At 68.4% G+C, this 26,061-nt stretch carries 25 protein-coding genes; 20 read left to right on the top strand and 5 right to left on the bottom strand.

Translation table 11 applies throughout. From position 1 onward, the window contains the following. Positions 1 to 6: 6 nt before the first annotated feature. From ASE70_RS15175 to ASE70_RS15080, 20 genes are read left to right on the top strand one after another with little or no spacing between them, the layout of a single operon-like run. Complete coding sequence (locus tag ASE70_RS15175; protein ID WP_056506492.1) at positions 7 to 951, top strand: flagellar basal body L-ring protein FlgH; 945 nt, start codon at positions 7 to 9, stop codon at positions 949 to 951. Further along, positions 951 to 2,075, top strand: coding sequence for a flagellar basal body P-ring protein FlgI (gene flgI, locus ASE70_RS15170; RefSeq protein WP_082451056.1), 1,125 nt, complete (start codon positions 951 to 953; stop codon positions 2,073 to 2,075). Before ASE70_RS15175 ends, flgI begins: the two co-directional genes overlap by 1 nt. Positions 2,076 to 2,085: 10 nt before the next feature. Beyond that, a complete protein-coding gene (locus ASE70_RS15165; RefSeq protein ID WP_056506489.1) occupies positions 2,086 to 2,430 on the top strand; it encodes a flagellar basal body rod protein FlgB in 345 nt (114 codons plus the stop codon). Then, positions 2,430 to 2,816 carry a flagellar basal body rod protein FlgC gene (locus ASE70_RS15160; RefSeq protein WP_056506487.1) on the top strand — a complete coding sequence of 129 codons (387 nt, stop codon included), beginning with the start codon at positions 2,430 to 2,432 and terminating at the stop codon, positions 2,814 to 2,816. The genes ASE70_RS15165 and ASE70_RS15160 overlap by 1 nt, the downstream gene beginning before the upstream one ends. Beyond that, a complete protein-coding gene (locus ASE70_RS15155) occupies positions 2,813 to 3,118 on the top strand; it encodes a flagellar hook-basal body complex protein FliE (protein WP_056506484.1) in 306 nt (101 codons plus the stop codon). Before ASE70_RS15160 ends, ASE70_RS15155 begins: the two co-directional genes overlap by 4 nt. Further along, positions 3,115 to 4,305, top strand: a complete 1,191-nt coding sequence (gene fliF, locus ASE70_RS15150) for a flagellar basal-body MS-ring/collar protein FliF (RefSeq protein ID WP_056506481.1) — start codon at positions 3,115 to 3,117, stop codon at positions 4,303 to 4,305. The genes ASE70_RS15155 and fliF overlap by 4 nt, the downstream gene beginning before the upstream one ends. Further along, entirely contained in the window at positions 4,292 to 4,582 is a 291-nt protein-coding gene (locus tag ASE70_RS15145) for a hypothetical protein (protein ID WP_056506480.1), read from the top strand. Before fliF ends, ASE70_RS15145 begins: the two co-directional genes overlap by 14 nt. Position 4,583: 1 nt before the next feature. Further along, entirely contained in the window at positions 4,584 to 5,201 is a 618-nt protein-coding gene (locus ASE70_RS15140; protein WP_056506476.1) for a hypothetical protein, read from the top strand. Continuing rightward, positions 5,198 to 6,493 carry a FliI/YscN family ATPase gene (locus ASE70_RS15135; protein WP_056506472.1) on the top strand — a complete coding sequence of 432 codons (1,296 nt, stop codon included), beginning with the start codon at positions 5,198 to 5,200 and terminating at the stop codon, positions 6,491 to 6,493. The genes ASE70_RS15140 and ASE70_RS15135 overlap by 4 nt, the downstream gene beginning before the upstream one ends. Continuing rightward, positions 6,486 to 6,929: a hypothetical protein gene (locus ASE70_RS15130; RefSeq protein WP_056506469.1), complete on the top strand. Its 444-nt coding sequence runs from the start codon at positions 6,486 to 6,488 to the stop codon at positions 6,927 to 6,929. The genes ASE70_RS15135 and ASE70_RS15130 overlap by 8 nt, the downstream gene beginning before the upstream one ends. Continuing rightward, positions 6,926 to 7,618, top strand: a complete 693-nt coding sequence (locus tag ASE70_RS15125) for a hypothetical protein (RefSeq protein WP_156356294.1) — start codon at positions 6,926 to 6,928, stop codon at positions 7,616 to 7,618. The genes ASE70_RS15130 and ASE70_RS15125 overlap by 4 nt, the downstream gene beginning before the upstream one ends. After that, complete coding sequence (locus ASE70_RS15120; RefSeq protein WP_056506461.1) at positions 7,618 to 8,052, top strand: flagellar hook assembly protein FlgD; 435 nt, start codon at positions 7,618 to 7,620, stop codon at positions 8,050 to 8,052. The genes ASE70_RS15125 and ASE70_RS15120 overlap by 1 nt, the downstream gene beginning before the upstream one ends. Then, complete coding sequence (locus tag ASE70_RS15115; RefSeq protein WP_056004449.1) at positions 8,052 to 9,218, top strand: flagellar hook protein FlgE; 1,167 nt, start codon at positions 8,052 to 8,054, stop codon at positions 9,216 to 9,218. Before ASE70_RS15120 ends, ASE70_RS15115 begins: the two co-directional genes overlap by 1 nt. A gap of 5 nt (positions 9,219 to 9,223) precedes the next feature. Beyond that, the gene (locus ASE70_RS15110; RefSeq protein WP_156356293.1) at positions 9,224 to 9,922 is read left to right on the top strand and encodes a FliM/FliN family flagellar motor switch protein; all 699 of its coding nucleotides are present in this window, start codon (positions 9,224 to 9,226) and stop codon (positions 9,920 to 9,922) included. A gap of 2 nt (positions 9,923 to 9,924) precedes the next feature. Next, positions 9,925 to 10,197, top strand: a complete 273-nt coding sequence (locus ASE70_RS15105) for a FliM/FliN family flagellar motor switch protein (RefSeq protein WP_056394999.1) — start codon at positions 9,925 to 9,927, stop codon at positions 10,195 to 10,197. Beyond that, complete coding sequence (locus tag ASE70_RS15100) at positions 10,185 to 10,496, top strand: hypothetical protein (protein WP_156347249.1); 312 nt, start codon at positions 10,185 to 10,187, stop codon at positions 10,494 to 10,496. The genes ASE70_RS15105 and ASE70_RS15100 overlap by 13 nt, the downstream gene beginning before the upstream one ends. Beyond that, positions 10,493 to 11,146, top strand: a complete 654-nt coding sequence (gene fliP, locus ASE70_RS15095; protein ID WP_056395003.1) for a flagellar type III secretion system pore protein FliP — start codon at positions 10,493 to 10,495, stop codon at positions 11,144 to 11,146. The genes ASE70_RS15100 and fliP overlap by 4 nt, the downstream gene beginning before the upstream one ends. Beyond that, the gene (locus ASE70_RS15090; RefSeq protein ID WP_056506454.1) at positions 11,143 to 11,874 is read left to right on the top strand and encodes a sigma-70 family RNA polymerase sigma factor; all 732 of its coding nucleotides are present in this window, start codon (positions 11,143 to 11,145) and stop codon (positions 11,872 to 11,874) included. Before fliP ends, ASE70_RS15090 begins: the two co-directional genes overlap by 4 nt. A 1-nt stretch (position 11,875) precedes the next feature. Then, positions 11,876 to 12,421, top strand: coding sequence for a hypothetical protein (locus ASE70_RS15085; RefSeq protein WP_056506451.1), 546 nt, complete (start codon positions 11,876 to 11,878; stop codon positions 12,419 to 12,421). Beyond that, positions 12,418 to 12,753: a hypothetical protein gene (locus ASE70_RS15080; RefSeq protein WP_056506448.1), complete on the top strand. Its 336-nt coding sequence runs from the start codon at positions 12,418 to 12,420 to the stop codon at positions 12,751 to 12,753. The genes ASE70_RS15085 and ASE70_RS15080 overlap by 4 nt, the downstream gene beginning before the upstream one ends. 50 nt (positions 12,754 to 12,803) lie before the next feature. Here the strand turns inward: ASE70_RS15080 and ASE70_RS15075 are convergent, their stop codons facing one another. The 5 genes from ASE70_RS15075 to fliQ are packed head-to-tail and all read right to left on the bottom strand — an operon-like array spanning position 12,804 to position 18,044. Further along, on the bottom strand, positions 12,804 to 13,904 hold the full coding sequence (locus ASE70_RS15075) for a tetratricopeptide repeat protein (protein ID WP_162235994.1): 1,101 nt from the start codon (positions 13,902 to 13,904) through the stop codon (positions 12,804 to 12,806). Continuing rightward, positions 13,904 to 15,949 carry a flagellar biosynthesis protein FlhA gene (locus tag ASE70_RS15070; protein WP_056506444.1) on the bottom strand — a complete coding sequence of 682 codons (2,046 nt, stop codon included), beginning with the start codon at positions 15,947 to 15,949 and terminating at the stop codon, positions 13,904 to 13,906. The genes ASE70_RS15075 and ASE70_RS15070 overlap by 1 nt, the downstream gene beginning before the upstream one ends. Before the next feature lie 6 nt (positions 15,950 to 15,955). After that, entirely contained in the window at positions 15,956 to 17,020 is a 1,065-nt protein-coding gene (locus tag ASE70_RS15065) for an EscU/YscU/HrcU family type III secretion system export apparatus switch protein (RefSeq protein WP_056506442.1), read from the bottom strand. Next, positions 17,020 to 17,775 (bottom strand): flagellar biosynthetic protein FliR, encoded by a 756-nt coding sequence (locus tag ASE70_RS15060; RefSeq protein WP_056395017.1) that lies wholly within the window; start codon positions 17,773 to 17,775, stop codon positions 17,020 to 17,022. The genes ASE70_RS15065 and ASE70_RS15060 overlap by 1 nt, the downstream gene beginning before the upstream one ends. Next, positions 17,775 to 18,044 (bottom strand): flagellar biosynthesis protein FliQ, encoded by a 270-nt coding sequence (fliQ, locus tag ASE70_RS15055; protein ID WP_056395019.1) that lies wholly within the window; start codon positions 18,042 to 18,044, stop codon positions 17,775 to 17,777. The genes ASE70_RS15060 and fliQ overlap by 1 nt, the downstream gene beginning before the upstream one ends. Positions 18,045 to 26,061: the final 8,017 nt, after the last annotated feature.

Genomic DNA, 26,061 nt, shown 5'->3' with positions numbered 1-26,061 from the left:
CAGACAATGCTGATGACGGTGGCGGCCGGGCTGATGCTCGTAGCCGAAGCGAAGGTGCGCGTGCGCGAGGTGACGCTGGCCGATCTGGTGCAGGGCGCCGGAGAGGCGGGCCGGCAGGTCGTGCTGCGCCTGCCGGTCGGGCGGCGGCAGTTGACGCTGCCGGTGGCAACGGTCGCGGCGATGGTGCGGCGCGTGACCGGAGTACAGGTCGGCGGGACCGGGAACGTCGCCATCACCTTGTCTGCGCCTGCGCCGGTGCGGCGCGACTGGACGCCCGAGCCGGCCCTGCCGCGCGGTAGCGAACTGACGCTGCGATCGGTGGCGGGGCCGGTCGCGATCGAGCGGCCGGTGACGACGCTGCAACCCGGGCGGTCGAGGCGCTCGGTGTTCGTGCGCGACGGGCAGGGACAGGTATTTGCCGCGCCGCTCGCGATCGGCGACGACCTCTATCGCCCCGGCGGCTGGGGCGCGCTCGCCACCGATCAGCGCGCGGCACAGGTCGGCGATGCGCTGACCATCGTCGTCTACCAGAGCGCCGATGCCAGCAACTCGGCCCAGAATGCGACGCGCAAGGCGACCGACCTGTCGGCATCGATCGACGCGGGACCGGTCGGCGAGGGTGGTCGCGCGGCATTGGGCGGCGGCTTTACCGGGCGCGGCGAAGCGCGACGCAGCGAGCGGCTGGTCACGCGGCTGAGCGCGACGGTCAGCGCGGTGCTGCCCAATGGCGACCTGATCGTGACCGGGCGGCAACGCATGGCGATCAATGGTGAACGGACCGAGGTCGGGGTGCGCGGGCGCATCCGCGTCGCCGATATTGGGCCGGACAACAGCGTGCTGTCGTCGCGCATCGCGGACGCCGAGATCGATTATGGCGGGCGCGGCTTCGTGTCGCGCGGCAGCCGGCCGGGGCTGCTCAACCGCCTGTTCGGCGCGCTGGGGCTCGGCTGATGCGGTTCGTTTGTCTTCTTGCGCCGCTGTTGCTGCTGGCCGGGCCGGCGGGGGCGCAGTCGGTGCCGATCAAGGCACTCGGCCGGTTCGATGGCTGGCGGCAGAATGCGCTGGTCGGATACGGGCTGGTCGTCGGCCTGTCGGGATCGGGCGATACGCGGCGCAGCGTGGTGACGCGGCAGGCGCTGCGCAACGTCCTCAATCGCCTCGGCACCAATGTCGCCGAGGCGGAGATCAGCAGCCGCAACGTCGCGGTGGTGATGGTGACCGGCATGTTGCCGCCATCGGCCAATGTCGGCGACCGCATCGACGCGACGATCGCATCGATCGGCGATGCGCGCAGTCTGGCCGGCGGCACGCTGGTGATGACGCCGCTGATGGGGCCGGATGGCAAGCCCTATGCGCTGGCACAGGGGGCGCTCTTGGTCGGCGGGCATCGCTTCGACAGCGATCTGAACCGCGAGCAGCGCAACTATCCGACCTCCGCGATCCTCGAAGGCGGGGCGACGATCGAGACGGCGGTCGACAGCAACATCCTGAAGCCCGGCGGGGAAGTGTCGTTCCTGTTGGCGGACCCGAGTTTCGAGACGGCCGAGCGCGTGGCGGCGGGGATCGTTCGGCGCTTCGGCGCGGGCGTGGCATGGGCGCGCAATGCCGATGAGGTGCGGGTGCGCTATGGCGGCGGTGCCGCGGGGCTGACCGGGTTTCTGGCGGCGATCGAGAATGTCGGGGTCGAACCGGCGGCGACGCGGCGGGTGGTCATCAATGAACGTACCGGCACCGTCGTGGCGGGCGGCGACGTGACGCTGTCGTCGGTCGTGATCGCGCAGGGCGACATCAAGGTGTCGGTCGTCGCCGACAATTTCGCGTCGCAGCCCGATTTTTATGCCGGCTTCGCGAGCGACGTCGAGTCGGGCGCGGGCGTGCGCAGCCTGATCGTCACCAATACCAAATTGGACGTGCGGCAGGGCAGCGGCGACGCGACGATCCGCTTCGGCAACACGACCATCGCCGATCTGGTGCAGGGCCTGTCGCGCGCGCGCGTCGATACCCAGCGGATGATCGGCATCCTGCAGGCCATCAAGGCCGCGGGCGCGCTGCACGCCGACCTGATCGTGAAATGAGGAAGCTGAAATGGATGCGCTGACATCGGTCATCATCGCCAGGGCGCTCGACGGGCTGACCGCCCGGGCCGAGGCGACCGCGGCGAATATCGCCAACGCCAATTCGCCGGGATATCGGCCGATGCGGGTCGATTTCGAAGGAGCGTTGCGCAGTGCCGCCGGGCGCGGTGCCGATGCGGTCGCGGGGGTGCGGCCGGCAACGTCGTGGGGCGTTACGCCGGCGTTCGGAACCGAGGCGCGGCTCGACCTCGAACTCGCGACCGCTTCGGAAACGTCGCTGCGCTTCGCCGCGCTGATCGACGTGCTGGGCCGCGAGATGGGCTTGATGCGCGCCGCGATCGCGGGAGGACGCTGATGGACGCCGCCCGGATCAGCCGTACCGGCCTCGACGTCGAATGGCAGCGGTTGCAGGTCATCGCCGCGAACATCGCGAACGCCAACACTACCGGGTACCGCGCGCAGCGGCTACTGTCCGGGCCGGCGGCGGGCTTCGGGTCGCTGGTGCGATCGGGCGTCAGCGTGACGGGGCTGCAACCGGTCGCGAACGGGGTGCGCCGCGTGCACGAACCCGGGCATCCGCAGGCCGATGCCGAGGGGTTCGTGAGCTATCCCGATATCGATCAGGCGGGCGAGATGGCGCTGATGATCCGTACCGCGCGCGCCTATGAAGCGAACCTGACCGCGATGAGCATCGCGCATCAGTTGTACGCCCGTGCGCTCGACTTGGGGAAGCAGGCATGAGCGGGGCGATACCACCGCTGGCCGGTGTGACCGCCGCGCCGCTGGCGTTGCAACTGGGCCCGGTCGCCGCGCCGCCGCCGGCACAGGGGTTCGGGGCGCTGCTGCTGTCGGGGCTGAACGGGCTGAACGCGAAGCTCGATCATGCCGATGCGCTGGTCCGGCGCTTCGCGGTCGATGACAGCATACCCGTCCACCAAGTGACGATGGCGCTGGAGGAAGCGCGGCTGTCGGTCGAACTGGCGATGCAGGTCCGCGGCCGATTGGTCGAGGGCTATCGCGACCTGATGAACATGCAGCTATGAGCGACGCCGTTCCCTCGCCGCGCCGGCAATGGCTGTTGATCGGTGGCGTGTTCGTCTTCGTGCTCACGCTGCTGGCCGGAGCCTATTGGACGTTTCTGCGCGACGGCTATGCGACGCTGGCCGATCATGTCCGGCCGGGCGAGGCGGCGGCGATCGTCGCCGAACTCGACAAGCGCGGCACGCCCTACGAACTGCGCGATGGCGGGACGACGGTGCTGGTGCCGAGCGGCGAGGTCGACAATACGCGACTGGCGCTGGTCCGTACCGATGTCGGTGAGGTCGGGTTCGAACTGTTCAACAAGTCGGACATGGGGCTTACCAATTTCGCCCAGAAAATCAATTACCAACGCGCGTTGCAAGGGGAGCTGGTCCGGACCATCGCGTTGATGGACGGGGTGGAAAGCGCGCGCGTCCACCTCGCGCTGCCCGAACGGACGCTGTTCCGCGACGACCGGATCGAGCCGAGCGCGGCGGTGACGGTGCAGATGCGCGGAAGCGTGGTGCCAGATGCGGCACGGGTCGCGGGTATCCAGCGGCTGGTCGCTGCTGCGGTCCCAGACCTGCCCGCCGACCGCGTCGTCGTTCTCGACGCCGATGGCCGGGTCGTCAGCGCCAGCGCCGCGATCCAGCCGGTCGAGGGCGATGCGACGACGGCGGTCGAGAATTATTACAAGGCACGCGCGCGTGCCGCGATCGAGGGCGTCCGGCCCGGATCGCGCTACGACCTGCGCGTCGAAGCGGTGGCGCAGGGCGATGCGATCGTCGATCCGGCGAACTGGACGCCAGGCGAGGCGGAGGGTGCGCGCAATTTCCGGCTGCGCATGACGCTGGTGACGCCGCAGCCGCTGGATGCGGCGGAGCAGGCGGCGCTGGCGGCGGCGATCCGTACGGCGGTCGGGCTGGACGATGCGCAGGGCGATCTACTGTCGTTCGAGACGGGTACGTCTGCGCCACGAGTCGTGCCGGCAGTGCCGACCTATGTGCCGCCGATCATGGTCAGCGAGCCGGCGGTGGCCGCGCCGGCGTGGTGGCCATGGGCGCTGGCGGCGCTCGGCCTTGTTGCGTTGCTGGTCGTGGCGGTGCGCCGGGCGCGGGCGACGCGACTGTCGGGCGAAGAACAGGAAGCGTTCGCGGCGCTGCTGCGGCGGCGGATCGGGCAGGATGGGGGCGAGCATGTCGCCGGCTGACGATCCGATCGCCCAGTTGCGGGCGTTGTCGCCGGCCGATCGCCGCGCGGTGCTCGCGCGGCTGACCCCGGCGGAGCGGCGACGGGTCGAGGCGGCACCGACGACGATGCCGTTCGCGGCCGATATCGCCGCACGGCTGGCCGATCCGGGCGAGGCGATGACCCCGGCCGGGCGCGCCGCGCTGGCGAAGGCGGCGGACGCCTTCGCCGCGCCGGTCGTGGCGGGACCGGGGCCGTCACTGCTCGGCCGGTTGCGCGGCGCGATGGGAGGGCGCTGACATGGCGGTGCTCAAACAGACGGAGGCGAGAGCCGTCCGCGCGCTGGTCGCGCCGCTGATGCCGGTCGCGGTGGGCGAAGCCGAACGGTTGCGCACCGAAATCGCGGCGTTGCGCGCGGATGGAGTTCGCGCGGCGGAGGCGACGAGGACTGCTGTCGCCAAGGCACGCGAGGACGGTCTGGCCGAAGGGCGCAAGGCGGGGACCGCGTCGGTCGAACGCAGCGAGCGCGAGCGGATCGACCTGTTGGCCAAGGGAATGGCGGCGGAAGCAAAGCGCCTGTCCGAGCGGTTGCAGGCGCTCGACGGGCTGGCGGCGGCGCTGGCACGTGCCTGTCTCGACCGGGTGTTCGCCCGGCCCGAGGGGATGGCGGCGATGGTCGGCAATGCGCTCGACCATCGGCTGGCGATGCTGCGCGATCGGACCGGGCTGATGGTGCGGGTCAGCGGCGCGGACTTCACCGACGCGGCGGCGCTGGCCGGATACGGCGAGGTGACGATCGATCCCGACCTGCCGACGGGGGCGTGCCGGATCGGCGTGCGGCTGGGTCGGATCGATCTGGACGTGCCCGGTCAATGGGCGGTGATCGCGCGCGCGCTCGACGAGATGGCCGGGGCATGACCGCGCACTCCTTCCTGACCCGGATCGCCGACCTCGACCTCGCCTTGCCCTATGGCGAGGTGCGGCGGGTCATGCCCGGCCGGATCGAGGCGAGCGGGCCGATGGCGACGGTCGGCGAACTGTGCCGGATCGGCGGGCAACTGGCAGAGGTCGCGGCGGTCGATGCCGATACGCTGGTACTGGTGCCGGTCGAGGACGGCGGACCCATCGCGATCGGCACGCGGGTCGAGCCGGTGACGCAGGACGGCGTCGGGGTCGGCGACGGCTATGGCGGACGCGCGATCGATGCGCTGGGGCGACCGATCGATGGCGGGGCGGCGATCCGTCCCGACCAGCGCGTCGCCCTGCGCGGGATCGCGCCGGGGCCGCTCGATCGCGTAGCGCCGACCGTGCTGATCGAAACCGGCGTGCGCGCGATCGACGGGCTGCTGACGCTGGGGCAGGGACAGCGCATCGGCGTGTTCGCGGCGAGCGGGGTCGGCAAGACCAGCCTGATCGAACAGATCGTCGCGCAGACGGCGGCAACGCGCCGCATCGTCTGTCTGGTCGGCGAACGCGGGCGCGAGGTGTCGGGGTTCTGGCAGGCGCTGTCGTCGCGCGGCGAGGCCGCGACGCTGGTCGCCGCGACGTCGGACGAGAGCGCGGCGATGCGCGCGCGGGCGGTGTCGACCGCGCTGTGCCTGGCCGAACATTGGCGCGACCGGGGCGAGCATGTCCTGCTGGTCGTGGATTCGATCACCCGGCTGGCGATGGCGCTGCGCGAAATCGGGCTGGCGGCGGGCGAGCCGCCAACGGTGCGCGCCTATACGCCCAACGTCTTCGCCGCCCTGCCGCGGATCGTCGAGCGGTGCGGCGCGGTGCGTGGCGGCGGCGCTATCACCGCGGTGCTGACCGTGTTGAGCGAGACCGACGAGATCGACGACCCGATCGTCGAGACGATGAAGGCGTTGCTCGACGGGCATATCCTGTTGTCGCGGACGCTGGCCGATCGCGGGCATTTTCCGGCGATCGATCCGATCCGCAGCATCAGCCGACAGGCGGTGCGGATAATGACGCCGGCCCATGCACAGGCGGCGCGCGGGGTGACCGCGCACCTCGCCACCTATGACGAAGCGCGGGTGATGATCGACAGCGGGCTGTATCAGGCAGGAGCGAACCCCGCGATCGACGCGGCCACCGCCGCGCGCGACGGCATCAACGCGTTTCTGCGGCAGGAGCAGGGTGTCACCGTGCCTTTTGCCGAGACGCTCCGCCATCTGAGCACATTGGTGCAGGGGAAGCGGCATGGCTGATCGGATGGGCCGGGCGTGGCGGGCGCTGCGGACGATCGCCGCGCTGCGGATCGATCGGGCGCAGGCCGAACATCGCCGGACCTCGCTGACAGAGCGCGACGCCGAGCGTGCGTTGGCGGCGGCCGATACGGACTTGGTCGAAGCGGCGGACGCGTGGCAGCGGCAGATGGCCGAACGCTTCGATCCGGCGTTGGGTGCTGCCTATGCGGAGGTGCTGACCCGGCGAGCCGATGCGCTGGCGGCGGCGACCGCAGCGCATCGGGCAGCGGGGCGTGATACCGAAGCGGCGGCGGAGACGGCGCGCCGGGAACAGGCAAGGGCCGACGCCGTCACGACGCAGGCGGATGCCGCCGCACGCCTCACGCGCCGCCATGCCGACGAACGTGCGCTGATGGCGATCGCCGATCGCGCGGCGCTGGCTTGGGTGCGGCGATGATCCCGCCGCTGACCGACCTGCCGACCGGTTTTGCTGGCAGTGAATCGTTGGTGGCGGGCGTGCCGATGGCGGCCGGCCCGACGCTGCGCTTCGCCGACCTGCTGGCGGTGGAGCCGTTGCCGGCGGCCAAGGTCGAGGCTCAGGCCGAGCGGTTCAATCAGGACGGATTCTTCGGCACGTCGGTCGCCGCGCCGGCGGCGTCGGTCGCGGCTGTCTTGCCAGTGGCTTCGGTGGAACCGGTTGCCGACGTGCCGAGGCCATTGGTGGTTGAGGGACCGGCGACCCCTGTCGCGGTGATGCCGGTAACTCTCCAAAACGTTGCGACGGCGGTCGTGCTACCGGTCCTGCCGACCTTCGCCAAACCGACCGGGCCGCAACCGATCGCACCCATGCCGATAGCGACATCCGTCGCTCCGCCACGTCCACAGCCGGCCAGGTGGGCGGTGGTCACGACTGTTCAGCCTCGGCCCCCGATCCGCCAGCGTCCGGTTCCGACCGGTTCGTTCGTCGCGGTCGCGGTGCAGGCGGTCGCCCATGGGATCGAGGTCGTCGCGCAGGTCGCCGGGCTCGACGAACGCGACCGCGCGGCGCTCGCCGACGAGGTCGCCGCGCTGCTCGCCGCGCATGGCTATGCGCCCGCGCACATCACCATCACCGCCCTATCCGGCGCCCGACAGGAAACCCGCTGATGCAGACCGCCCCCGTTTCGTCCGTCACCCCCGGCGGCGAGCAGAGTCCCACCCAGAGTGCGACCAGCGCCTTCGGCCTCGGCTTCGATGCGCTGCTGAAGATCATCCTGACGCAGCTGACCTATCAGGATCCGCTGAAGCCGATGGACAATTTCCAGTTCGTCTCGCAGCTCGCGCAATTCTCGCAGGTCCAGCAGGGGCAGACCGCGAACGAGCGGTTGCAGGCGCTGACCGCGATGCAGGCGACCAATCAGGCGACCGGGCTGCTCGGCAAGCGGATCGATATCGCCGCCGGGTCGGCGACGCTGACCGGCTTGGTCACCGCCGTCGCGCTGTCGGGCGGATCACCCAGCATCACCATCGAAACCGACGACAAGCGCACCATCGCCGGCGTCGCCATCGGCAATATCGTCCAGATCCGGGAGAAGAATTGATGTTCGGCGCGATCTATATCGGCCTGAGCGGCCTCAACGCCTATTCGAAGGGGTTGCAGCAGGTCAGCAACAACGTGTCGAACCTGAACACGACCGGGTTCAAGGGGTCGACGGTCAGTTTCCACAACCTGTACGCGACCCCCGATCGCGGCGGCATGTCGCTGACCGGGCAGGGCGGCAGCGACGGCTATGGCGTGGCGGTCGATGACGGCACGCTGAATTTCAAACAGGGCGAGTTGCGCAGCACCGACCGCGATCTCGACCTGTCGGTCGACGGCAACGGCTTCATGGTGCTGCTCGACGGCGACCGGACGCTCTACGCGCGGACTGGCAGTTTCGAGGTCGACCCGGCCGGATACATCGTGCTGAACGGCACAAATTACCGGCTGGCCACGCTGGACGCGAACGGGCGCGCAGTCAGCCTGTCGGTCGATGCCCGGCGGACCAGCGCGCCCAAGGCGACGACCGCCGTGACCTTTGCCGACAATCTGTCGTCGACGGCGAGCAGCTACACCGTCAGCGACATCCGCGTGTTCGACGCGAGTGGTGCCGCGCATGTGTGGAAGGCCGGTTTCGCCAAGGGCAGCGACGGGTGGAGCGTCACTGTCACCGACGACAAGGGCGCGACGGTCGGCACGCAGACGCTGAAGTTTAACGCCGGCATCATCGATCCGGCGACCGCGAGGCTCGACTTCACCGATGCCGCATCGGGACTGACCGTGCAGTTCGATTTCTCGAGCGGGGTCACGTCGTTTTCGGGGGGCGAGGTGTCGACGCTGCGCGCGGCGAAGGTCGATGGTTATGCGGCGGGCACGATCACCGGCATTGCCGCCGATGGCGCGGGCAAGCTGCAACTGTCCTATTCGAACGGGCAGAAGGTCGATGGCGGTGCGATCGCGCTGGCCGATTTCCGCGATCCGACGCGGCTGGAACAGCGCGACGGGCTGTTCGTCGAGCGCGAGCCGGGCCAGTCGATGCTGCTCGCCAGCGACGATCCGCGCGTGGGCCAAGTGCGGTCGAAACGGCTGGAGGCGTCGAACGTCGACCTGTCGCAGCAGTTCGGCGACCTGATCCTGATCCAGCGCGGGTTTCAGGCATCGTCGCAGATCGTCAGCGTGTCGAACGACATGATCCAGCAGCTGTTCGGCATCCGGGGGCAGGGTTGAGCGCGGTGGCGTGGTTGCCGGCAGATACGCAGCCGCCCGCCGCGCTCGATGCGCTGTTCGCGGGGGCAGTCGCGGCGTGGGGGGCGCAGTGGTTCGTCGGCGCGGCGGGGCAGGTGCCCCGGTTGCGGCGCGGTGGCGGAGCGGGCTGGCGGCGGAATGCGGCCGGGCTGGCGATCGGGACCGCGGCGGATACCGCGCTTCGTGTCGGCGCACGGATCGTCGGGGTGTCGGCGGACGGGCGCGATGGTGCGGACCGGGCGGTGCTGGAAGGGGTTGCCGAACCGTGCCTGCTCGATCTTCGCGCGCGCTTAGTCGCTGTTGCGGGCGGCGATGATGGGTTTGTGCCTGCGTCCGCGTCCGACTGGGTGGCAATGCTCGGCGACGGACTGGCGTTCGGTCTGTCCGACGCGCTGTTCGCGGTGCTGGTCCGGCGCGTGCTGCCGCCGGTCGTGCTGCCGAGACCGGGGTCGGGAGCGCAGGCGCTGGCGGCGATTTCGGTCGAGGTCGGCGCGGCGGTCGGGCGGGCGGCGATGCGGTTGGCCGACCTGCGCGCGCTGGAGGTCGGCGATGTCGTGGTGCTCGACCGGGCGCTCGCCGATCCGGTGCCGATCGCGCTGAACGGGCGGCCCCTGCCGCGCGGGCGGGTGCGGGTCGTGCCCGCCGAACCGATCCCGTCCCTGCAAATCGTCGATATCCCTGCGTGAGAATGTCCATGTCCGAAACCAAGCCTGCCCCGCGCGTCAGCACGACGCTGATCGATAGCGTCGCGGTCGAACTCGAAGCGTTGCTGGGTCAGGCGAAGATGACCGTCGGCGCGCTGACCGCGCTGAAACCCGGTGCGGTCGTCCCGCTGGAGGCGGCGCTGAACCGTCCGGTCGACTTGCGACTGGGCGAGGTGATCGTCGCGCGCGGCGAACTGGTCGCGGTCGACGACAGGTTCGGGGTGCGGTTGACGGAGATCGCGGCGTGGCCGGAATGATCCTTGCCGCCGCACCCGCCCGGCTGGGTGGCGGTGCGGCACTCGACGTGTCGTTGACGCGGATCGTCGTCGCGCTGCTGCTGTGCCTCACGCTGGCGGTGCTGGCGGTGGTGCTGGTCAGGCGCGGCGGCGGGCGGCTGACGCTGCCCATCCGGGCCGAACGGCGCATCGCGGTGATCGAGAGCCGCCGGATCAGCCCGCATGCCGATCTGTGCCTGCTGCGCTGCGACGGGCAGGAATATGTGATCCTGTCGTCCGCCGCCGGGCAGCAGGTGCTGCGACAGGGGCCGGTGGCATGAATGCGATGCTGGCCGGCGGCGCGATCGGCAATGATGTCGTACGCACCGCGCTGATCCTGACGCTGCTGGCGGTGATCCCGGCGGTGGTCATCAGCATGACCAGTTTCGTGCGGACCGTCATCGTGCTGTCGATGGTGCGCCACGCGTTCGGCATGCCCGAAACGCCGCCGACCCCGGTGCTGGTGGCACTGTCGATGTTCCTGACCGCGTTCACGATGGCCCCGACCATGACCCGGATCAATGCCGACGCGCTGCAACCCCTGCTCGCCGGGCGGATCGGGGTGGAGCAGGCGATGACCGCCGGTGCCGCGCCGCTGCGCCGCTTCATGCTGGCGCAGACGCGCGACGCCGATCTCGAATCGATCTACGCGATCAGCCGCACGCCGCTCCCCCGCCGGGCGGAGGAGGTCGAGACGCTGAAGCTGGCCCCCGCCTTCATCCTCAACGAACTGCGCGTGTCGTTCACGATCGGCTTCGTGATCCTGTTGCCGTTCCTGCTGATCGACCTGGTGGTCGCCAGCATCCTGCTGGCGCTGGGCATGATGATGGTACCGCCCGCGACGATATCGCTGCCGATCAAGATATTGATGTTCGTGCTGATCGATGGCTGGGGGCTGGTCCTGCAAGGGGTGCTCGGCAGTTTCCGATGATGCGCCGGGTGGGGTTCGACCTGTTGCTCGTACCGCCGCGCGTCGAGGCGTCGCTGTGGCGGCGGCTGCTCTACGAGAACGAGAAGCGTTGTCGCGAGCAGATCTTCACCCGCTATCGCCTGCTCGCCCGCGCCATCGCCCGGCGGCAGCATGGCCGACGCCCGAAACATGGCGCGGATCTGGGCGACATGGAGCAGTTCGCCTATGAGGGGCTGTTGCAGGCGATCGATCGCTATGATCCGCTGCGCGGCATTCCGTTCGGGGCCTATGCCCGGCGGCGGATCGTCGGCAGCATCGCCGACGGTTCGGCGCGGATGAGCGAGAGCGACGCGACCTTTTCGCAGCGTCGCCGGGCGGAGACCGATCGCGTCCGCTCGCTTCGGCGGGGCGAAGAGGACGATCCGGTTGCGGCGCTAGCGGCACTGGTATCGGGCCTTGCCATCGGATTGATGCTGGAGGGCAGCGCACTGGTCGTGGGCGCGGACGGCATCGATCCGCGGCCCAATGCGTATCAGAGCCTCGAATGGCGCGAACTCCATGCGCTGCTGGCCGGCGGCATCGCCGAGTTGCCCGAGCGCGAGGCGGTGATTATCCGCCAACATTATGAAGCGGGCGTCAGTTTCGCCCAGATCGCGGACCTGCTGAACCTGTCGAAGGGGCGGGTGTCGCAACTGCACGCCGCCGCGCTCGGCCGGTTGCGGCGACGGCTGCACGGCTATCGGAGATAGGATGATGTGCGACGACGATAATATCCGGCAGCTGCTGGCCGTGGCGGCGGCTTCCCCCGGCGACGCGCTGCCGCTCGCTGACCGATTGATCGCGGCGCATCCAGACGACGCGCGGCTGCACTTCTTTCGCGGGTCGCTGCTGGCCGGTAGTGCCCGCCCGATCGAGGCGCATGCGGCGCTGTCGCGCGCGGTGGCGCTGGCACCCGACTTTGCGCTGGCGCGGTTCCAGTTGGGGTTTTTCGAGCTGACCTCGGGCGAGCCGGCGCGGGCGCAGGCGACGTGGGAAAAGCTGTCGATGCTGCCCGACGACCATTATCTGCGGCATTTCGTGACCGGGCTGACCCATCTGATCCACGACCGGTTCGCGGAGGCGATTGCCGCGCTGGACGGCGGGATCGCCGCCAATGCCGAGACGCCGCCGCTGAACCACGACATGCAGCTTATCATCGACCAGTGCCGGCCGTTGCTGCACCCCGCTGCGGAAGCGGAGGAAGCGTCGCCGACCTCGTTCCTGCTGGGGCAATTGGGGCGGGGCAGCCTGCATTGAAGGTCGCGGGCACCGACCATGTCCTGTTGCTGTTGCGCGCGAAACTGGCGCGATTGGCGCGCGAACGGTCGGATCGGTCGAGCCGGGCGGCGGGCAGGGGCGATCCGCGTCCGGTCGACCGGTTGCGGGCGATGGCCGGGTTCGACGCGCTGGGCGAGGATGAGCGCCGCCGCGCGGTGGTCCACGGCCTGCTGACCGAGGAACTGGGCGAAGCGGTCGCCAACGATGCGGCATTCGGCGCGGTGCTCGACGACGTCCTGCGGATCGTCGGCGAGATGCCGGGCGGGCATGAGCTGATCGACCGTGCGGCGGCGGCGATGCGGGGGCGGTAGGGTCGACGACCCATCGCCGTCGCCCCGGCAAAGGCCGGAGGTATCGGCTGCTACCCCCGCCCACCCATCCGCGCCAGCGCCTGCGCGATGGTGGTGCCGCGATCGTCGAGCGGGGTCGACAGCGCGAGCGTCACGATCCGCTCGGCCTTGGCGGCATCGCCGTCGCCCGCCGCCAGCATCGCCGCCGCCAGTCCGCCGGCGAAACTCTCCCGGTCGAGCCGTAGGGCGACCGCCGTGCGCCGCCGGGCGGCGTCGAGGTCGCCGGCGAGCAGGTCGAGCACCGCCAGCGAGCCATGCCCTTCCGCAAAACCATCGTCGATCGCCAGCGCCCGGTCGAACCGCAACCGCGCGGTCGCCGCATCGCCCGCCAGCAGATGCGCCCAGCCGGCGGCGATCCACGACCCCAGATGCGATCCGAACCCTTCCGCCCCGCGATCGAGATCGGCGGTGGCGGCGGCGGCATCCTGCCCCGATAGCGCCAGCAGCCCGCGCCCGACCCGCGCCCGCGGATGGTCCGGCTGCATCGCCAGCACCCGGTCGAACAGCGCTCCCGCCGCCGGATCGTTATCCTCCATCGCCAGCGTCGCCTGCGTCACCAGCGCCTCCGGGTGATCGCCCGCGCGCCCGGCGGCGGCACGGGCGAGGTCTAGGTCCTCGAGATCGATCGCCAGCGTAGAGATTACGGCGTTGACGCCGGCATGGTCGGGGAAGCGGTCGAACGCGATGCGCGCGACCGTCTCGGCGCGGTCCATCTCGCCGCGATCATGGAGCAGGCCGATCAGCAACTGCGCCGCCTGTGGCAGCTCAGCGGCAAGGTCATCGTCGAGCAGCACCAGCGCCTCGTCGGTCTCGCCCTGCATCGCCAGCGACCGGGCGAGGTTATAGCGCACGCCCGGCGCGTCGACGCCCGCCCCGGTCAGCGTGCGGAATGCGGTGGCGGCTCCGGCCCAATCCCGTGCCGCCATCGCCGCCAGCCCGGTCAGGTGATCGATCACCGGTGACGGCCCCTCGATCGCGCACAGTCGTTCGATCAGCGCGCGCGCCTCGGCCGGACGGCCGGCAGCGATGGCGGCGTGGGCGGTGTCGGTCAGCAGCGCGACATTGGCGGGATCGGCGGCGAGGAAGCCGGCAAGCTGGTCGTATTCGGTCATCATGTCCCCTGGTCCAACCGGACGATATCGAAGGATTTGAGCGTGATCCGCATCGGAATTTCGGCGACCGACAGGACCGACAGCGTCGGCAGGCTCCGCCGCGTCAACGCTTTCAGATGGCGGCGCAGTTCCGCCCCGCACAGCAGCACCGGCGCGCGGCCCTGCCGGAACATCGCCTCGGTCAATGGCATCAACCGGCGGATCAGTTGTTCGGCAAGGCGCGGTTCGACCGCCATCGACCCGCCGCCGCTCGCCGCGCCGATGCTGGCGGCCAGCTGGTTTTCGAGGCGCGGGTCGAGGCTCAGGACCGCGAGATCGCCATGGCGGCCGCGCAACTGATGGCAGATCGCATAGCTCAGCCGCTGGCGGATCAGTTCGGTCAGCTCGATCGGGTCCTTTTGCGTGCGGGCAAGGTCGGTCAGATGCTCGACGATCAGGTCGAGATTGGCGATCGACACCCCCTCGGCCAGCAACGCCTGCAACACCCGCTGGACGTCGGATAGCGATAGCGTCTGCGGCACCAGTTCCTCGACCAGCCCCGGCTGGCGACGTCGGACCCCGTCGAGCAGGCCGACGACCGTGGCGCGCGTTAGCAGCGTGCCGACCTCGCCGCGCACGATCTCGCCGAAATGGGTGGCGAGCACGGTCAGCGGGTCGATGATCGTGCAGCCGGCGGCCTTCGCCAAATCGGCCTGTTCGGGCGCGATCCACCATGCCGGCAGGCCGAAGGCGGGGTCGGTGGTGGCAATGCCGTCGATCGCAGGCTTCTGCCCCTGTCCGGCGACCGCCAGTACCTGATCGGGATGGATATCGCCCGCGCCATAGCGTGCGCCGAACAGGCGGATTTCATAGCCATGGCTGCCAAGCCCCGCGCCATCCTCCAGCCGCACGGCGGGGAAGGGCAGGCCGAACTGTTCCTCATGCACCCGGCGCAGTCCGGCGATTCGGTCCATCACCAGCGCGCCGTCGCCGGCCCATGCGCTCGACAGCGCCTCGCCCAGCCGGATGTCGAGCGCGGGGGAGGCGGTCGATTCCGCCGCGACCTCTTCATCGACCGGCTCTGCCGCCGCGTCGGCCGCCGCCTTGCGGATGCGCCGCCACGCGACGAAGGCGAGGGTGCCGATGACGATGATCGGCCATTTCGGCATGCCGGGCAGCAGCAACAAGGCACTCAACACGGCCGTGACGATCAACGGAATGCGCGGTACCGATCCCAGCTGGCGGAATACCTCGGTCGACAATTCGCGGTCGGAGGCGGAGCGGGTGACGATGATCCCGGTCGCGATCGAGATGATGAGCGCGGGCAGCTGCGTCGCGATGCCGTCGCCGATGGTCAGCAGGGTGAAATGGCCGATCGCGTCGCTCCATTCCATGCCCATCTGCGTCACGCCGACGATCCAGCCGGCGATGATGTTGATGAGCAGGATGATGATCCCGGCGATCGCGTCGCCCTTCACGAATTTCGACGCACCGTCCATCGCGCCGTAGAAGGACGCTTCCTTTTCCAGTCCCTTGCGCCGCGCCACCGCTTCGTCGCGGTCGATCAGGCCCATGTTCAGGTCGGCGTCGATGCTCATCTGCTGGCCGGGCATCGAGTCGAGTGTAAAGCGTGCGGCAACTTCGGACACGCGCTGCGCGCCGCTGGTGATGACGACATATTGCACGACGACGAGGATCGCGAACACGACCAGCCCGACGACGAAATTGCCGCGCACCGCGAACGCGCCGATCGACCCGATCACCGCCCCGGCATCGCCACCGGTCAGGATCAGGCGGGTCGCGGCGACGTTGAGCGACAGGCGGTAGAGCGTCGCCACCAGCAGCAGCGACGGGAAGGTCGAGAACTCGACCGGCTTGCCGACGTAGAAGGTCAGCAGCATGATCGTCAGCGCCAGCCCGAAATTGGCGATGATCGCCAGGTCGAGCAGCGCCGGCGGGATCGGCGCGAACAGGATGACGAGGATGCCGATCGTCGCGGCGACGAGCGCCAGATCACGATTGGCGGCGGGGAATGCGGAGAGGCGCGGCAGGATGCCGGTCGACATAGCGGGTCAGCCCAGTGAGGCCGCGCGGGCGCGGCGAAGGTCGATGTAGAGGTCGGCGACCGCGGCGTAGCGGTCGGGCGGAATGGCGCTGCCCACCGTACCGGCGCGGAACAGCGCGCGGGCGAGCGGCGGGTCGGCGATGATCGGCAGGCCCCGGCGGATGGCGTCCTCGCGCAGCCGCAGCGCGTGCAGGTTGCGACCCTTGGCGGCGACTTCGGGCGCGATCATCGCGCTGTCGTCATAGCGCAGCGCCACCGCGAAATGTTCGGGGTTCACCACCAGTAGGTCGGCCCCGTCCAAACTGCCCTTGCCCTGCGCCGCCATCTCGCGGTGCAGTTCCTTGCGGCGCTGTTTCTGGCGCGGTTCGCCCTCGCGTTCGCGGGCCTCGCGCGTCACCTCGCGGCGGCTCATCCGCATCTGGCGGGCGAACTCACCCCGCGCGAGGATCTGGTCGAGGATCGCGATACCGACCGCGACGATCAGGAACGCGAACACCAGCCGCAGTCCGGCGGCTTCCATCGTAGCCACCAGCCGGTCGCCATCGGTCGCATTCTGCGCCAGATGCGCCACCGCCCAGCGCGCGACCATCCACGTCGCGGTCGCATAGAACACGAATTTCAGCATGCTCTTCAGCGTCTCCTTGAGCAGCTTGAGCGAGAACAGCCGCTTGATCCCCTTGGCCGGGTTCAGCCGGCTCCAGTCGGGCTTGAGCGGGTGGAAGGTCAGCAGGAACCCGCGCAACTGGAGGAGTTCGAGCAGGATGACGATCCCCGCCATCGTGCCGCCCAGCAATGCGACCGGGGCGATCGTCCGGCGACCGAGCGTGCCGAGCATTTCGGCGGCACCACCCGGCTCGCTCGCACCGGCAAATCCGCCGGCAAGGGCAATCCGCATCGTCTGCGCCAGCGTCGCCATCAGCGCCGGCCCGGCGATCATTGCATAGGCGGCGAGCGTCAACAGGCTGGCGAGGAAGCCGAGTTCGATGCTGCGCGCGACATTGCCCTTCTCGCGCGCCTTTTGCAGTTTGAACGGGGTCGGTGCCTCGCCGCGATTCTGGTCCTTTTCGGCCATCAGCCGATCCGGGCCATGGTGTCGAACGCGCTCGACAGGATGGTGACGAACAGCGACCCCGACAGCGCCAGCGCGATCGGCAGGACGATCATCGTCGCCAGCGTCTTCACCTGAAAGCCGAGCAGCAGCACGTTCATCTGCGGCAGGGTCCGCGACATGAAGGCGATGGCGAGGTCGAGCACCAGCAGCACGACCAGCAACAACCCCGCCAGCCCCAGCGCGATCAGGAACACGCCCGAGACATAGCCGATCAGGATCTGCGGATCGGTTGCCGTTAGCGCGCTGCCCATCGGTGCCCGTTCGAGCGACGCCGCCCAGATCGCCAGCAACCGCGCCGGGCCGTCGGTGGCGAAGAAGATCGCGCCCGCGGCATAGGCGAAGATCGTGCCGACCAACGGCAATTGCGCGCGGGTCGCCGGATCGACCAACACGGCAAGGCCGTACCCCGCCTGGATATCGATCGTCCGCCCGGCGACCAGCAACGCCGCGAACGCCAGTTGCAACGCCAGCGCCAGCGCGGTGCCGAACAGCAATTCGCCCGCCGCCAGCGCGATCAGCCCGCCGGCCGGCGGCGCGGCCCGCCACGTTGCCGCCGGATTACCCGCGACCAGCCATGCAGAAAGAGCGATGGCAAGGCCGACCCGCACGATCGCCGGAATCCGGATCAGCGTGAACGGTTGCGCAAAGGCGAGCGTCGGCACGATGCGCAGCGACAGCAGCAACGTCGCCACCGCCTGCGGGACCAGCAGCTGCATCAGTTCGCCAGCGCCGGGATGGCAAGGTACAGGCCGCGCGCGAAATCGGTCATGCGCGTCATCATCCAAGGGCCCAGCAGGATCAGCAGCCCGGCCGCGACCAGCAGCTTCGGCACATAGCTGAGCGTCGCTTCCTGGATCTGCGTCGCGACCTGAAACACGCTGACGACGATGCCGATCGCCAGCGTCGCGATCAGGATCGGCGCGGCCACCATCAGCGACTGCCACAGCATGTCGTCGAGCAGATTGAGCGCCCGGTCGGCTTCCATCGATCATCCCGCCTGTCGGCGAAGCCCCGGCTCCGCCCCCGCCGTCCATCTATCGCGACGCCGTCGATCGTGCCCGTCGAACTTAGTCCTAAACGAACGAAAAACCTCCCCGACAAGGATCAGGACAGCGGCATGGCGCAGGCGCCGGCCGCGGGAATTCTTGGGGGATTTGCGACCATGGTGGCCATTTTCACGGGCGCGGGAACGGGGTTCGAGCGCGGGTCGGGCAATGTGCTGGGCGGGGCGGGAACGCTGGGGCAGGCGGCGCTCGGCCGCTCGGGAGAACAGCTGTTGCTGAACGCCGCCAACGGCAATCTGATGCTGATGCAGCAGGACGAATTGCTGCTGGGCCGGGGTCCCGATGCGGCGATCAGCCGGACCTATAACAGTCAGGGCGATCTTTCCGACGAAAATGGAGATAATTGGCGCCAGAGCACCGATCGCAGCCTGTACGGGCTGACCGGAACGGTCAATACCTACGGCTCGACCGTGAAGCGCGCCTCTGCCGACGGTTCGGTGTTCACCTATGTCTGGAACGGCACCGCCTATCGCACCACCGATGGCGCGGGCGCGCACGACACCATCACCTATAGCACCGCCGAGGGGTGGAAATGGACCGACGGCGACAGCCAGGTCGTCGAAACCTATGGCTATAACTACCGCAACCACAGCTATATTTCCGAACAGCGCGACCCGAGCGGCAACGCGCTGACCTTCACCTATGCCGATGGTAAGCTGACCGACCTGCGCACCGCCAACGGCGAACGCATCCAATATGGATACAGCGGCAATGCGATCACCGATATCCGCACCTTCACGACGCAGGGCGGAGTCGAGCGGATGCAGACCCGCACCCGCTACGCCTATGACAGCCTCGGCCGGTTGGGTAGCGCAACGGTCGATCTGACCCCGGCCGACAACAGCGTCGCCGACGGCAAGAGCTATGGCAGCGCCTATACCTATATCGGCGATACCCGCCTGATCGCTTCGGTCGCGCAGACCGACGGTACGCGCGTCGATTTCGAATATGACAAGTACCAGCGGGTTATCGCGGTCACGCAGACTGTCGACGGTTCGGCAACGCGCGTGACGCGATTGAGCTATAACGCGGACAATACCACTATAATCGATCCCGCGGGGCAGTTCACGCGGCTGGATTTCGCAGGCGGCGACTTCGCGCTTGCTGGCGGGACGTGGGACAGCGGCAACCTGACCCGGCAAGCCGACACCATCAACGGGGGGGCGGCCACGCGCTATACGGTCCAGACTGGCGGTCAATGGGCTGGTATCTCACAAGGTTTCCCCGTTACCGCCGGGGAAACGATGACCTTCGGCATCAGCCTGAAGGCAGTTGGCGACATCACTACCCAGAATTTGGGTTTGTATTCGGACCAGACTGGCTGGGGTGGTCCGGGCATTTCGGTAGCGCGTATCGTATCGGGTCCAGGGACGATCGAACATATCAATGGCGGCTTTTGGCGCGTCGTCGGTCTGTCGACGACGGAAGGTACGCGCGTCGAGATCACGCGGACCTATGACAAGACCGGATCGGGCGGCGCTTATTTCTACGTCGACGAAGGCAGCAATTTCCGCGCCGGAACCTCGCTGATCGCCGGCGGCCAGACGCTGGTCCGCAGTACAGAGGCATCGTCGCTCGACCGGATGAACGCGACCAAATGGACCGCGAGCAACCTGAACCGCGCGACCGAACCCGCCATCAACGGCGCGGCGGCGTATAAATTCACCGTCAAGACCGCAAGCACCGCCGCAAACCTGCAACGCACTTTCACCGCCAAGGCGGGCGAGACCTACAGCTTCGTCATCACGTTGAAGGCGACCGGTTTCGATCAAGGCCATCATCTGGGGCTGGGCGGTTCCGCGTCGGGGTGGGGGCCGGACGACCTGTCCAGTGCGCGGGTGCTGTCGGGGCCGGGCGCGCTCGATCCGCTGTCCGGCGGCTTCTATTCGGTGCGGGGCCTGTCGGCGACCGAGGCGACCACCATCCTGGTCACCCGCACCTATGCCCGCGACGATGCCGGCTTTGCCCGGTTGTTCGTCGCGCTGGGGGCCGATGAGCCGGCCGGGGCCGGGGTCATCGTGGCCGGCGTCAACCTGATCGGTCCGGTCGACGAGCCCGAAACGTCGCGCCTGCTGACGAAGATCACCGCACCCGCGACCGAAGCGGGCGCGGCGCAACAGGTGACGCAGTTCAGCTACACCAGCACCGGCAACGTAGCGACGGTCACCGATCCGTCGGGCGGCATCACCAGGATGACGTACGATACGGCGGGCAATCTGCTGACCACCACCGACCGGCTCGGCAACGTCGTCACCCGCACCTATGACGCGAAGAACCAGTTGCTGCGCACCTCCGCCAGCGCCGTTTCGGCGGGTGCCGCCGAAACGGTCGCGAGCAACAACGTCTACGACAGCGCCAATCGCCTGCGGTACACGGTCTCGGCCGAACGGCGGGTCACGCGCTACACCTACAACGCCAGCGGGTTGCTGATCCGCACCGACAGCTTCACCGCCGATATCCCGTCCGCATCGGTGGCGATGACCGAAGCTGGGCTGAACGGCTGGGTAAGCGGACTGTCGGCCAAATCGGCGCGGATGATCGTCCGCTACGACTATGACGCGCGTGGCGAAGTGTCGCGGATCGTCCGCGACGGTGCGGCGGACGCCAGTGGCGAACCGCTGACGACGCAGGGCTATACCGAAACCGTGTTCGTCCGCGATGCGTCGGGCCGGTTGCTCGAACGCGTCACCGGCGGGCAGCGCGAGCTGTTCGTCTATGACGGGCTGGGGCGCATGATCGGGTCGACCGACGTGCGCGGCGGTCAGACGTCGATCGCGTTCAACGATGCCGGCGCGCAGACGGTCGTGACGCTGGCCAGCGGCGCGGTGCAGACCTCGACATACAACCGCGCGGGCGATCTGGTGTCTGCCAGCGAGGCGGGCAGCTATAGCGGTACCGGCACCACCGGCTATCGCTACGACCGTACCGGCCGGGTGCGGATCGCGACCGACAGTTTCGGCCAGAACCGCTACGTCGTCTACGACCTGACCGGGCGAAAGACGGGCGAGGTCGACCCGCTCGGCCAGCTGACCGAATATCGGTATGACCAGAACGACCGGCTGGTGGCAACGATCGGCTGGAGCACCGCGCTGTCCGCCGAACAGATGGCGCGGCTGGCCGATCCGGCGGTCGATATCGATGTCGCCACCATCCGCCCGGCGGCGGGCGCGGCCGATCGCTGGAACTGGGTCGTCTACGACCGCGAAGGCCGCGTGTTGCAGCGGATCGACGCCACCGGGGCGAGCGTCGTCTATGACTATGATGCGTCCGGCCGGCTGTTGCGGGAAACCGGCTATGCCAACCGGGTCGCGGTCGATGCGCTGAAGACGACGCTGCCGACCACCGTCACCCGTCCCACCGCCGATGCCGCGCGCGACAGCGTCAGCCGCACCTTCTACGACCGCGACGGCAATGTCATCGGCGCGCTCAACGGGGAGGGGTATCTCAGCCGGTCGACCTATGACGCCGCCGGGAACCGCGTGTCGGCGACCAGCTTCGCGAAGCGCGTGACCGATACGCTGCGCGCGTCCGCCAGTTTGACCGCGCTGCTGTCCGATGTCGGCACCAATGCGAACGATCGCACCGTCCGCTACGTCTATGACGGGCAGGGGCTGCTGCGCTTCACCGTCGACACCGTCCAACGCGTCACCGAATATGTCTATGCCGGCGCTCGCGCGGGCGATGCGACCGGCAAGGTCCGCCAGACGATCGTCTATGCGCGGCCGATCGCGGTACTGGGCAGCTACAACGTCGCTACGGTCACGCAGGGCTTGGCCACTGCCGGCGCGGCGAGCGACCCCGCCAATCGCAGCAGCTTCGCGGTCCATGACGACCGCGGCAACCTGACCTTCGCGATCGACGCCGCCGGGTCGGTCACCGGCTATGGCTATGACGGCAGCGGCAATGTCGTGAAGACGACGCGCTTCGTCACAAGCTACGCCACCACTACCCTGCCGACGCACGAGACGATGGCCGCGTGGGCGACGTCAACTGGCGGTCATGGCGATACCCGCATTACCCGCAGCTATTATGCTGCACGCGGCGAACTGCGCTTCACCATCGATGCGATGGGCTATGTCAGCCGCTACGATTACGACGCCGGCGGGCGGGTCGTCGCGGTCGTCCGGTTCGACACGGCGATGGCCAGCGCCACCGATGCGACGACGATCGCCAACGTCGCCGCGTGGCAAACCGGTACCAGCGTCGTCACCACCACCAGCTACGACACGGCTGGGCGCGTGTTCGAAACGACCGATGCCGCCGGCACGGTCACCCGCTACACCTACAACGTCAATGGCACCGTCCAGTCGACGACCGAGGCCTATGGCACGGTCGATCAGGTCCGCACCCAGCTCGGCTACGACGCGGCCGGCCGGGTCGTCACCCGGATCGCCGATGCCGACGGTCTCCAGTCGACCACGCGCTATACCTATGACGGGTTCGGCAACCTGCTGACCCAGGTCGCGCCCGACGGGACCGGCACCACCAGCTTCACCTATGATCGCGAAGGGCGGATGCTGACGCGTACCGACGCGCTGGGGCAGGTCCAGTCCTACGACTATGACTCGTTCGGACAGCAGGTGCGGATCGTCGACGAACGCGGCGGGGCGACCTACCGCTATTACGATGCCGCCGGCCGCGTCGTCGCCGTCCGCGATGCCGAAAATTACGTCACCGAGACCAGCTACACCGCGTTCGACCAGATCGCGACCGTCACCCGCCGCAAACAACGCGCAGGCAACACCGCCGCGATTGGGACGCTGCCGATCGTCGCGGCCGATGCGAAGGACGCGGTCGTCCAGTTCGTCTACGACAAGCTCGGCCGCGTCGTGCGAACGATCGATGCGGAGGGGTTCAGCGAGAACAACCGCTACAACAGCTTCGGCGAAGTGGTGCAGGCCACGAACAAGCTGGGCGGCGTCACCTTCCGCTTCTACGACCGCCGTGGACAGGTATTTTCGGAGAACATAGCGAAGACGGCATCGGATGCCACCGGCTTTGCCCGGGCCAAGACAGCGAAGATTTCCGAATTCGATCCGGTTTATTATGCAAATACCTATGACGATCTGGCCGGAATCGCCAATGATCCGATAGCACTGCGCGCGAATTGGCAAAATTCCGGTTGGCGGGCAGGTCGCAACCCGAACGCCGACTTCGACACGCGCTATTATCTGGCGAGCAATCCCGATGTCGCCGCTGCCGGCATCGACCCGCTGGAACATTACGCCAATTATGGAGCGGGCGAGGGGCGTGCGCCCAACGACCAACTCGTTGCCGGTGCCCAGGAGGCGGGCGGCGTTGTCACCCACTACGAATATGACGCGCGCGGCAATCGTACACGGATGATAGAGGCGTGGAGCCTGACCGAACAGCGGACCACCGACTATAGCTATGACGCCCTCGACCGCCTGATCGAAAAACGCGGCATGGCCGTCGACTACGGCGTGCCCGGCTCCAGCACGAACGCCGGCACCGGACAGCCGACCGAGAAATATCTCTACGACCGCCACGGCAATCTCACCCGCCGTACCGACGCGCAGGGGCGTCACAGCTGGTTCTATTACGACGCGCTCGACCGCAAGAATGGTGAGGTCGACGCGGCGGGGGCGTATGTCACCTATGCCTACGACAAGAATGGTGGCCTGATCCGCACCCGCGCCTATGCGACCGCGGTCACCACGTCGCAATTGACCACCGACACCCGCCCGGCCGCGACCGGCGACTATCGCGAGACGACCTACATCAACGATGCGCTCGGACGGCGGGTGTCGAGCAGCATGGCCAATATCCGCACCGGCGCGTGGGATGCGACCAGCGGCACCTATGTCTATGGCTTCGGCACGGTGACGCAGGGCGTCGCCTATGATGCGGCCGGCAATGTCGTGCGCAGCACCGATGCGACCGGCGCATCGATCCTGTCCTATTACGACGCGCTGGGCCGCAAGACCGCGCAGGTCGATCAGCAAGGGTTTCTGACCGAATGGACCCTCGATGCCGAGGGTAACGCGCTTGCCGAACGCCGGTACGCGGTGGCGGTCACCGGCACGACCGAGGCCAGCCGGCCGCAGGGGACCGTCAACGCCGACGACCGCGTGACCGAGTTCAGCTATGACCGTAACGGCCGCCGCCTGACCGAAACCCGCAAGGGCGTCGCGGCGTGGAGCGTCGATCCGACCACCGGCGCGCTGACCGATGTCAGCGGCGATGCGCGGATCACCTACAGCTATAACGGTCTCGGCCTCGTCACCTCGAAGCGCGAGGCGACCGGCGATACTACCCTGTACGCCTATGACCGTGCCGGCCGGTTGATCGGGGAACAACGCCCCAACCTGATCAACAGCACCACCGACGAAGCGATCCCGCAGGTCGCCTATTTCTACGACGGCAACGACAATCTGGTCCGCACCGTCGAGGGCGTCGTCGGCAGCACCGATCGCGTCACCACCAACCGGTATGACGCGGTGGGTCGCAAGGTCGCGATGACCGACGCGATGGGATCGACGCGCTTCTATTTCTACGACCGGGTCGGCAACATGGTCGCGGAGGCGTATTCGCGCCGCAACAGTGCCGGGTCGGTTTTGCGCGAAGGCGCGATCTATCGCTACGACAATGTCGGTCGACTGCGTGGACAGGTTTCCGCCACCAACTGGACGCAGTCGAGCGCCGGTTTCACCAGCCTGACCACGGCCGGCGCGCCGCCGGAAACCACGTTCAGCTACAACGTGTTCGGCGAACTCGTCTCCCGCTCGATCGGCGGGTCGGTGCAGGAGCAGCATGAATATGATGATGCCGGCCGCGCATGGCGCAGCACCGGTGGCGACGGGACGTGGCGGTATTTCCTGTATGACGGTGCCGGCCGCCAGACGCTGACGCTCGAAAGCGACGGCAGCACCAATATCCAGAACCTGTCGCTCGGCAATGTCCTGCGCATCTCGACCCTCGAAGGACGTGCGCTTGGCGATCCCGCCAACGGCATCGTAGCGACGATTGCGCAATATGATGCGCGGGGACAGGTGGCCCGCGTCCACAGCCTGCAACGCGAACTGGCCAGCGGTGTAACCGGCGGTACCGATCTGCGCACGTCGCGCAGCTACACCGCGTTCGGCGAAGTCGCGAGTGAGACCGACGCGCGCGGCGCCGTGACCTATTACGGCTATAACCGGATGGGGCGGGTAACCTCGATCGCGCGCCCGGTCGTGCTGGGTGCCGATGTTAACGAAACCGGCATTTTCGAATATCGCTATTACGACCTGTCGGGGCGGTTGGCCGGCACCAAGGACGGCAACGGCAACATCGCGACCCGGCGGCTGGCGGGGGGCACGGGTTATGGCGGGGCCGCCGAACTGGTCACCGCCGAATATCACGCTGATGGCGGCCGCGTCTTTCAGCGATACGACGATGCCGGCAATCTGGTGAAGCGGACCGACGAACTCGGCCGCGCGACCTATATGAGCTATGACAAGCTTGGGCGTCTGCTGAGCACCAGCAACGTCGACAGCCGCGACATCGCCCACAGCTATACCTATGACTCGCTCGGCCGCCGCCTGACGCATGGCCAGACCGGCCGCGCCACGACCGACCGCGAGACCACCGATTACGACGTCGCCGGACGGGTCACGACCAGCCGCGCCTTTGGCGGCGACGTGACGACCAACGCCTATGCGTGGGACAGTGCCGTCAACAGCGGTCTGGGCGTCACCGGCGGCTGGCGGCAAACCACCACCTTCGCCAACGGCAAGCAGACGATCGAGGCCAAGGACACGTTCGGCCGCCTGACGTCGCGCACCGACATGGGCGGCAACGTCGCGACCACCACCTACGATCAGGCCGGGCGCGTGGCGACGATCGCCGGTCTCGAAAAACAGACCTTCGTCTGGCTCAACACCGGTCTGCTCGCCACGCAGACCAGCGACATGGGGTCGGGCACCGTCCGCTCCG

The organism is Sphingomonas sp. Leaf22 (assembly GCF_001421715.1).
Lineage (GTDB): Bacteria > Pseudomonadota > Alphaproteobacteria > Sphingomonadales > Sphingomonadaceae > Sphingomonas.
This window is presented reverse-complemented; position numbering and strand designations above follow the sequence as displayed.

What these genes read in the sequence shown, in the direction of transcription:
- ASE70_RS15125 (WP_156356294.1), top strand. Translation starts at nt 6,926, where the DNA reads ATGATCCCGCCGCTGACCGACCTGCCGACCGGTTTTGCTGGCAGTGAA.
- ASE70_RS15145 (WP_056506480.1), top strand. Translation starts at nt 4,292, where the DNA reads ATGTCGCCGGCTGACGATCCGATCGCCCAGTTGCGGGCGTTGTCGCCG.
- ASE70_RS15165 (WP_056506489.1), top strand. Translation starts at nt 2,086, where the DNA reads ATGGATGCGCTGACATCGGTCATCATCGCCAGGGCGCTCGACGGGCTG.
- ASE70_RS15115 (WP_056004449.1), top strand. Translation starts at nt 8,052, where the DNA reads ATGTTCGGCGCGATCTATATCGGCCTGAGCGGCCTCAACGCCTATTCG.
- ASE70_RS15155 (WP_056506484.1), top strand. Translation starts at nt 2,813, where the DNA reads ATGAGCGGGGCGATACCACCGCTGGCCGGTGTGACCGCCGCGCCGCTG.
- ASE70_RS15060 (WP_056395017.1), bottom strand. Translation starts at nt 17,775, where the DNA reads ATGCAGCTGCTGGTCCCGCAGGCGGTGGCGACGTTGCTGCTGTCGCTG.
- ASE70_RS15085 (WP_056506451.1), top strand. Translation starts at nt 11,876, where the DNA reads ATGATGTGCGACGACGATAATATCCGGCAGCTGCTGGCCGTGGCGGCG.
- ASE70_RS15160 (WP_056506487.1), top strand. Translation starts at nt 2,430, where the DNA reads ATGGACGCCGCCCGGATCAGCCGTACCGGCCTCGACGTCGAATGGCAG.
- ASE70_RS15120 (WP_056506461.1), top strand. Translation starts at nt 7,618, where the DNA reads ATGCAGACCGCCCCCGTTTCGTCCGTCACCCCCGGCGGCGAGCAGAGT.
- ASE70_RS15105 (WP_056394999.1), top strand. Translation starts at nt 9,925, where the DNA reads ATGTCCATGTCCGAAACCAAGCCTGCCCCGCGCGTCAGCACGACGCTG.
- ASE70_RS15070 (WP_056506444.1), bottom strand. Translation starts at nt 15,949, where the DNA reads ATGTCGACCGGCATCCTGCCGCGCCTCTCCGCATTCCCCGCCGCCAAT.
- ASE70_RS15075 (WP_162235994.1), bottom strand. Translation starts at nt 13,904, where the DNA reads ATGACCGAATACGACCAGCTTGCCGGCTTCCTCGCCGCCGATCCCGCC.
- fliQ (WP_056395019.1), bottom strand. Translation starts at nt 18,044, where the DNA reads ATGGAAGCCGACCGGGCGCTCAATCTGCTCGACGACATGCTGTGGCAG.
- flgI (WP_082451056.1), top strand. Translation starts at nt 951, where the DNA reads ATGCGGTTCGTTTGTCTTCTTGCGCCGCTGTTGCTGCTGGCCGGGCCG.
- ASE70_RS15090 (WP_056506454.1), top strand. Translation starts at nt 11,143, where the DNA reads ATGATGCGCCGGGTGGGGTTCGACCTGTTGCTCGTACCGCCGCGCGTC.
- ASE70_RS15175 (WP_056506492.1), top strand. Translation starts at nt 7, where the DNA reads ATGCTGATGACGGTGGCGGCCGGGCTGATGCTCGTAGCCGAAGCGAAG.
- ASE70_RS15140 (WP_056506476.1), top strand. Translation starts at nt 4,584, where the DNA reads ATGGCGGTGCTCAAACAGACGGAGGCGAGAGCCGTCCGCGCGCTGGTC.
- ASE70_RS15135 (WP_056506472.1), top strand. Translation starts at nt 5,198, where the DNA reads ATGACCGCGCACTCCTTCCTGACCCGGATCGCCGACCTCGACCTCGCC.
- fliP (WP_056395003.1), top strand. Translation starts at nt 10,493, where the DNA reads ATGAATGCGATGCTGGCCGGCGGCGCGATCGGCAATGATGTCGTACGC.
- ASE70_RS15065 (WP_056506442.1), bottom strand. Translation starts at nt 17,020, where the DNA reads ATGGCCGAAAAGGACCAGAATCGCGGCGAGGCACCGACCCCGTTCAAA.
- ASE70_RS15130 (WP_056506469.1), top strand. Translation starts at nt 6,486, where the DNA reads ATGGCTGATCGGATGGGCCGGGCGTGGCGGGCGCTGCGGACGATCGCC.
- fliF (WP_056506481.1), top strand. Translation starts at nt 3,115, where the DNA reads ATGAGCGACGCCGTTCCCTCGCCGCGCCGGCAATGGCTGTTGATCGGT.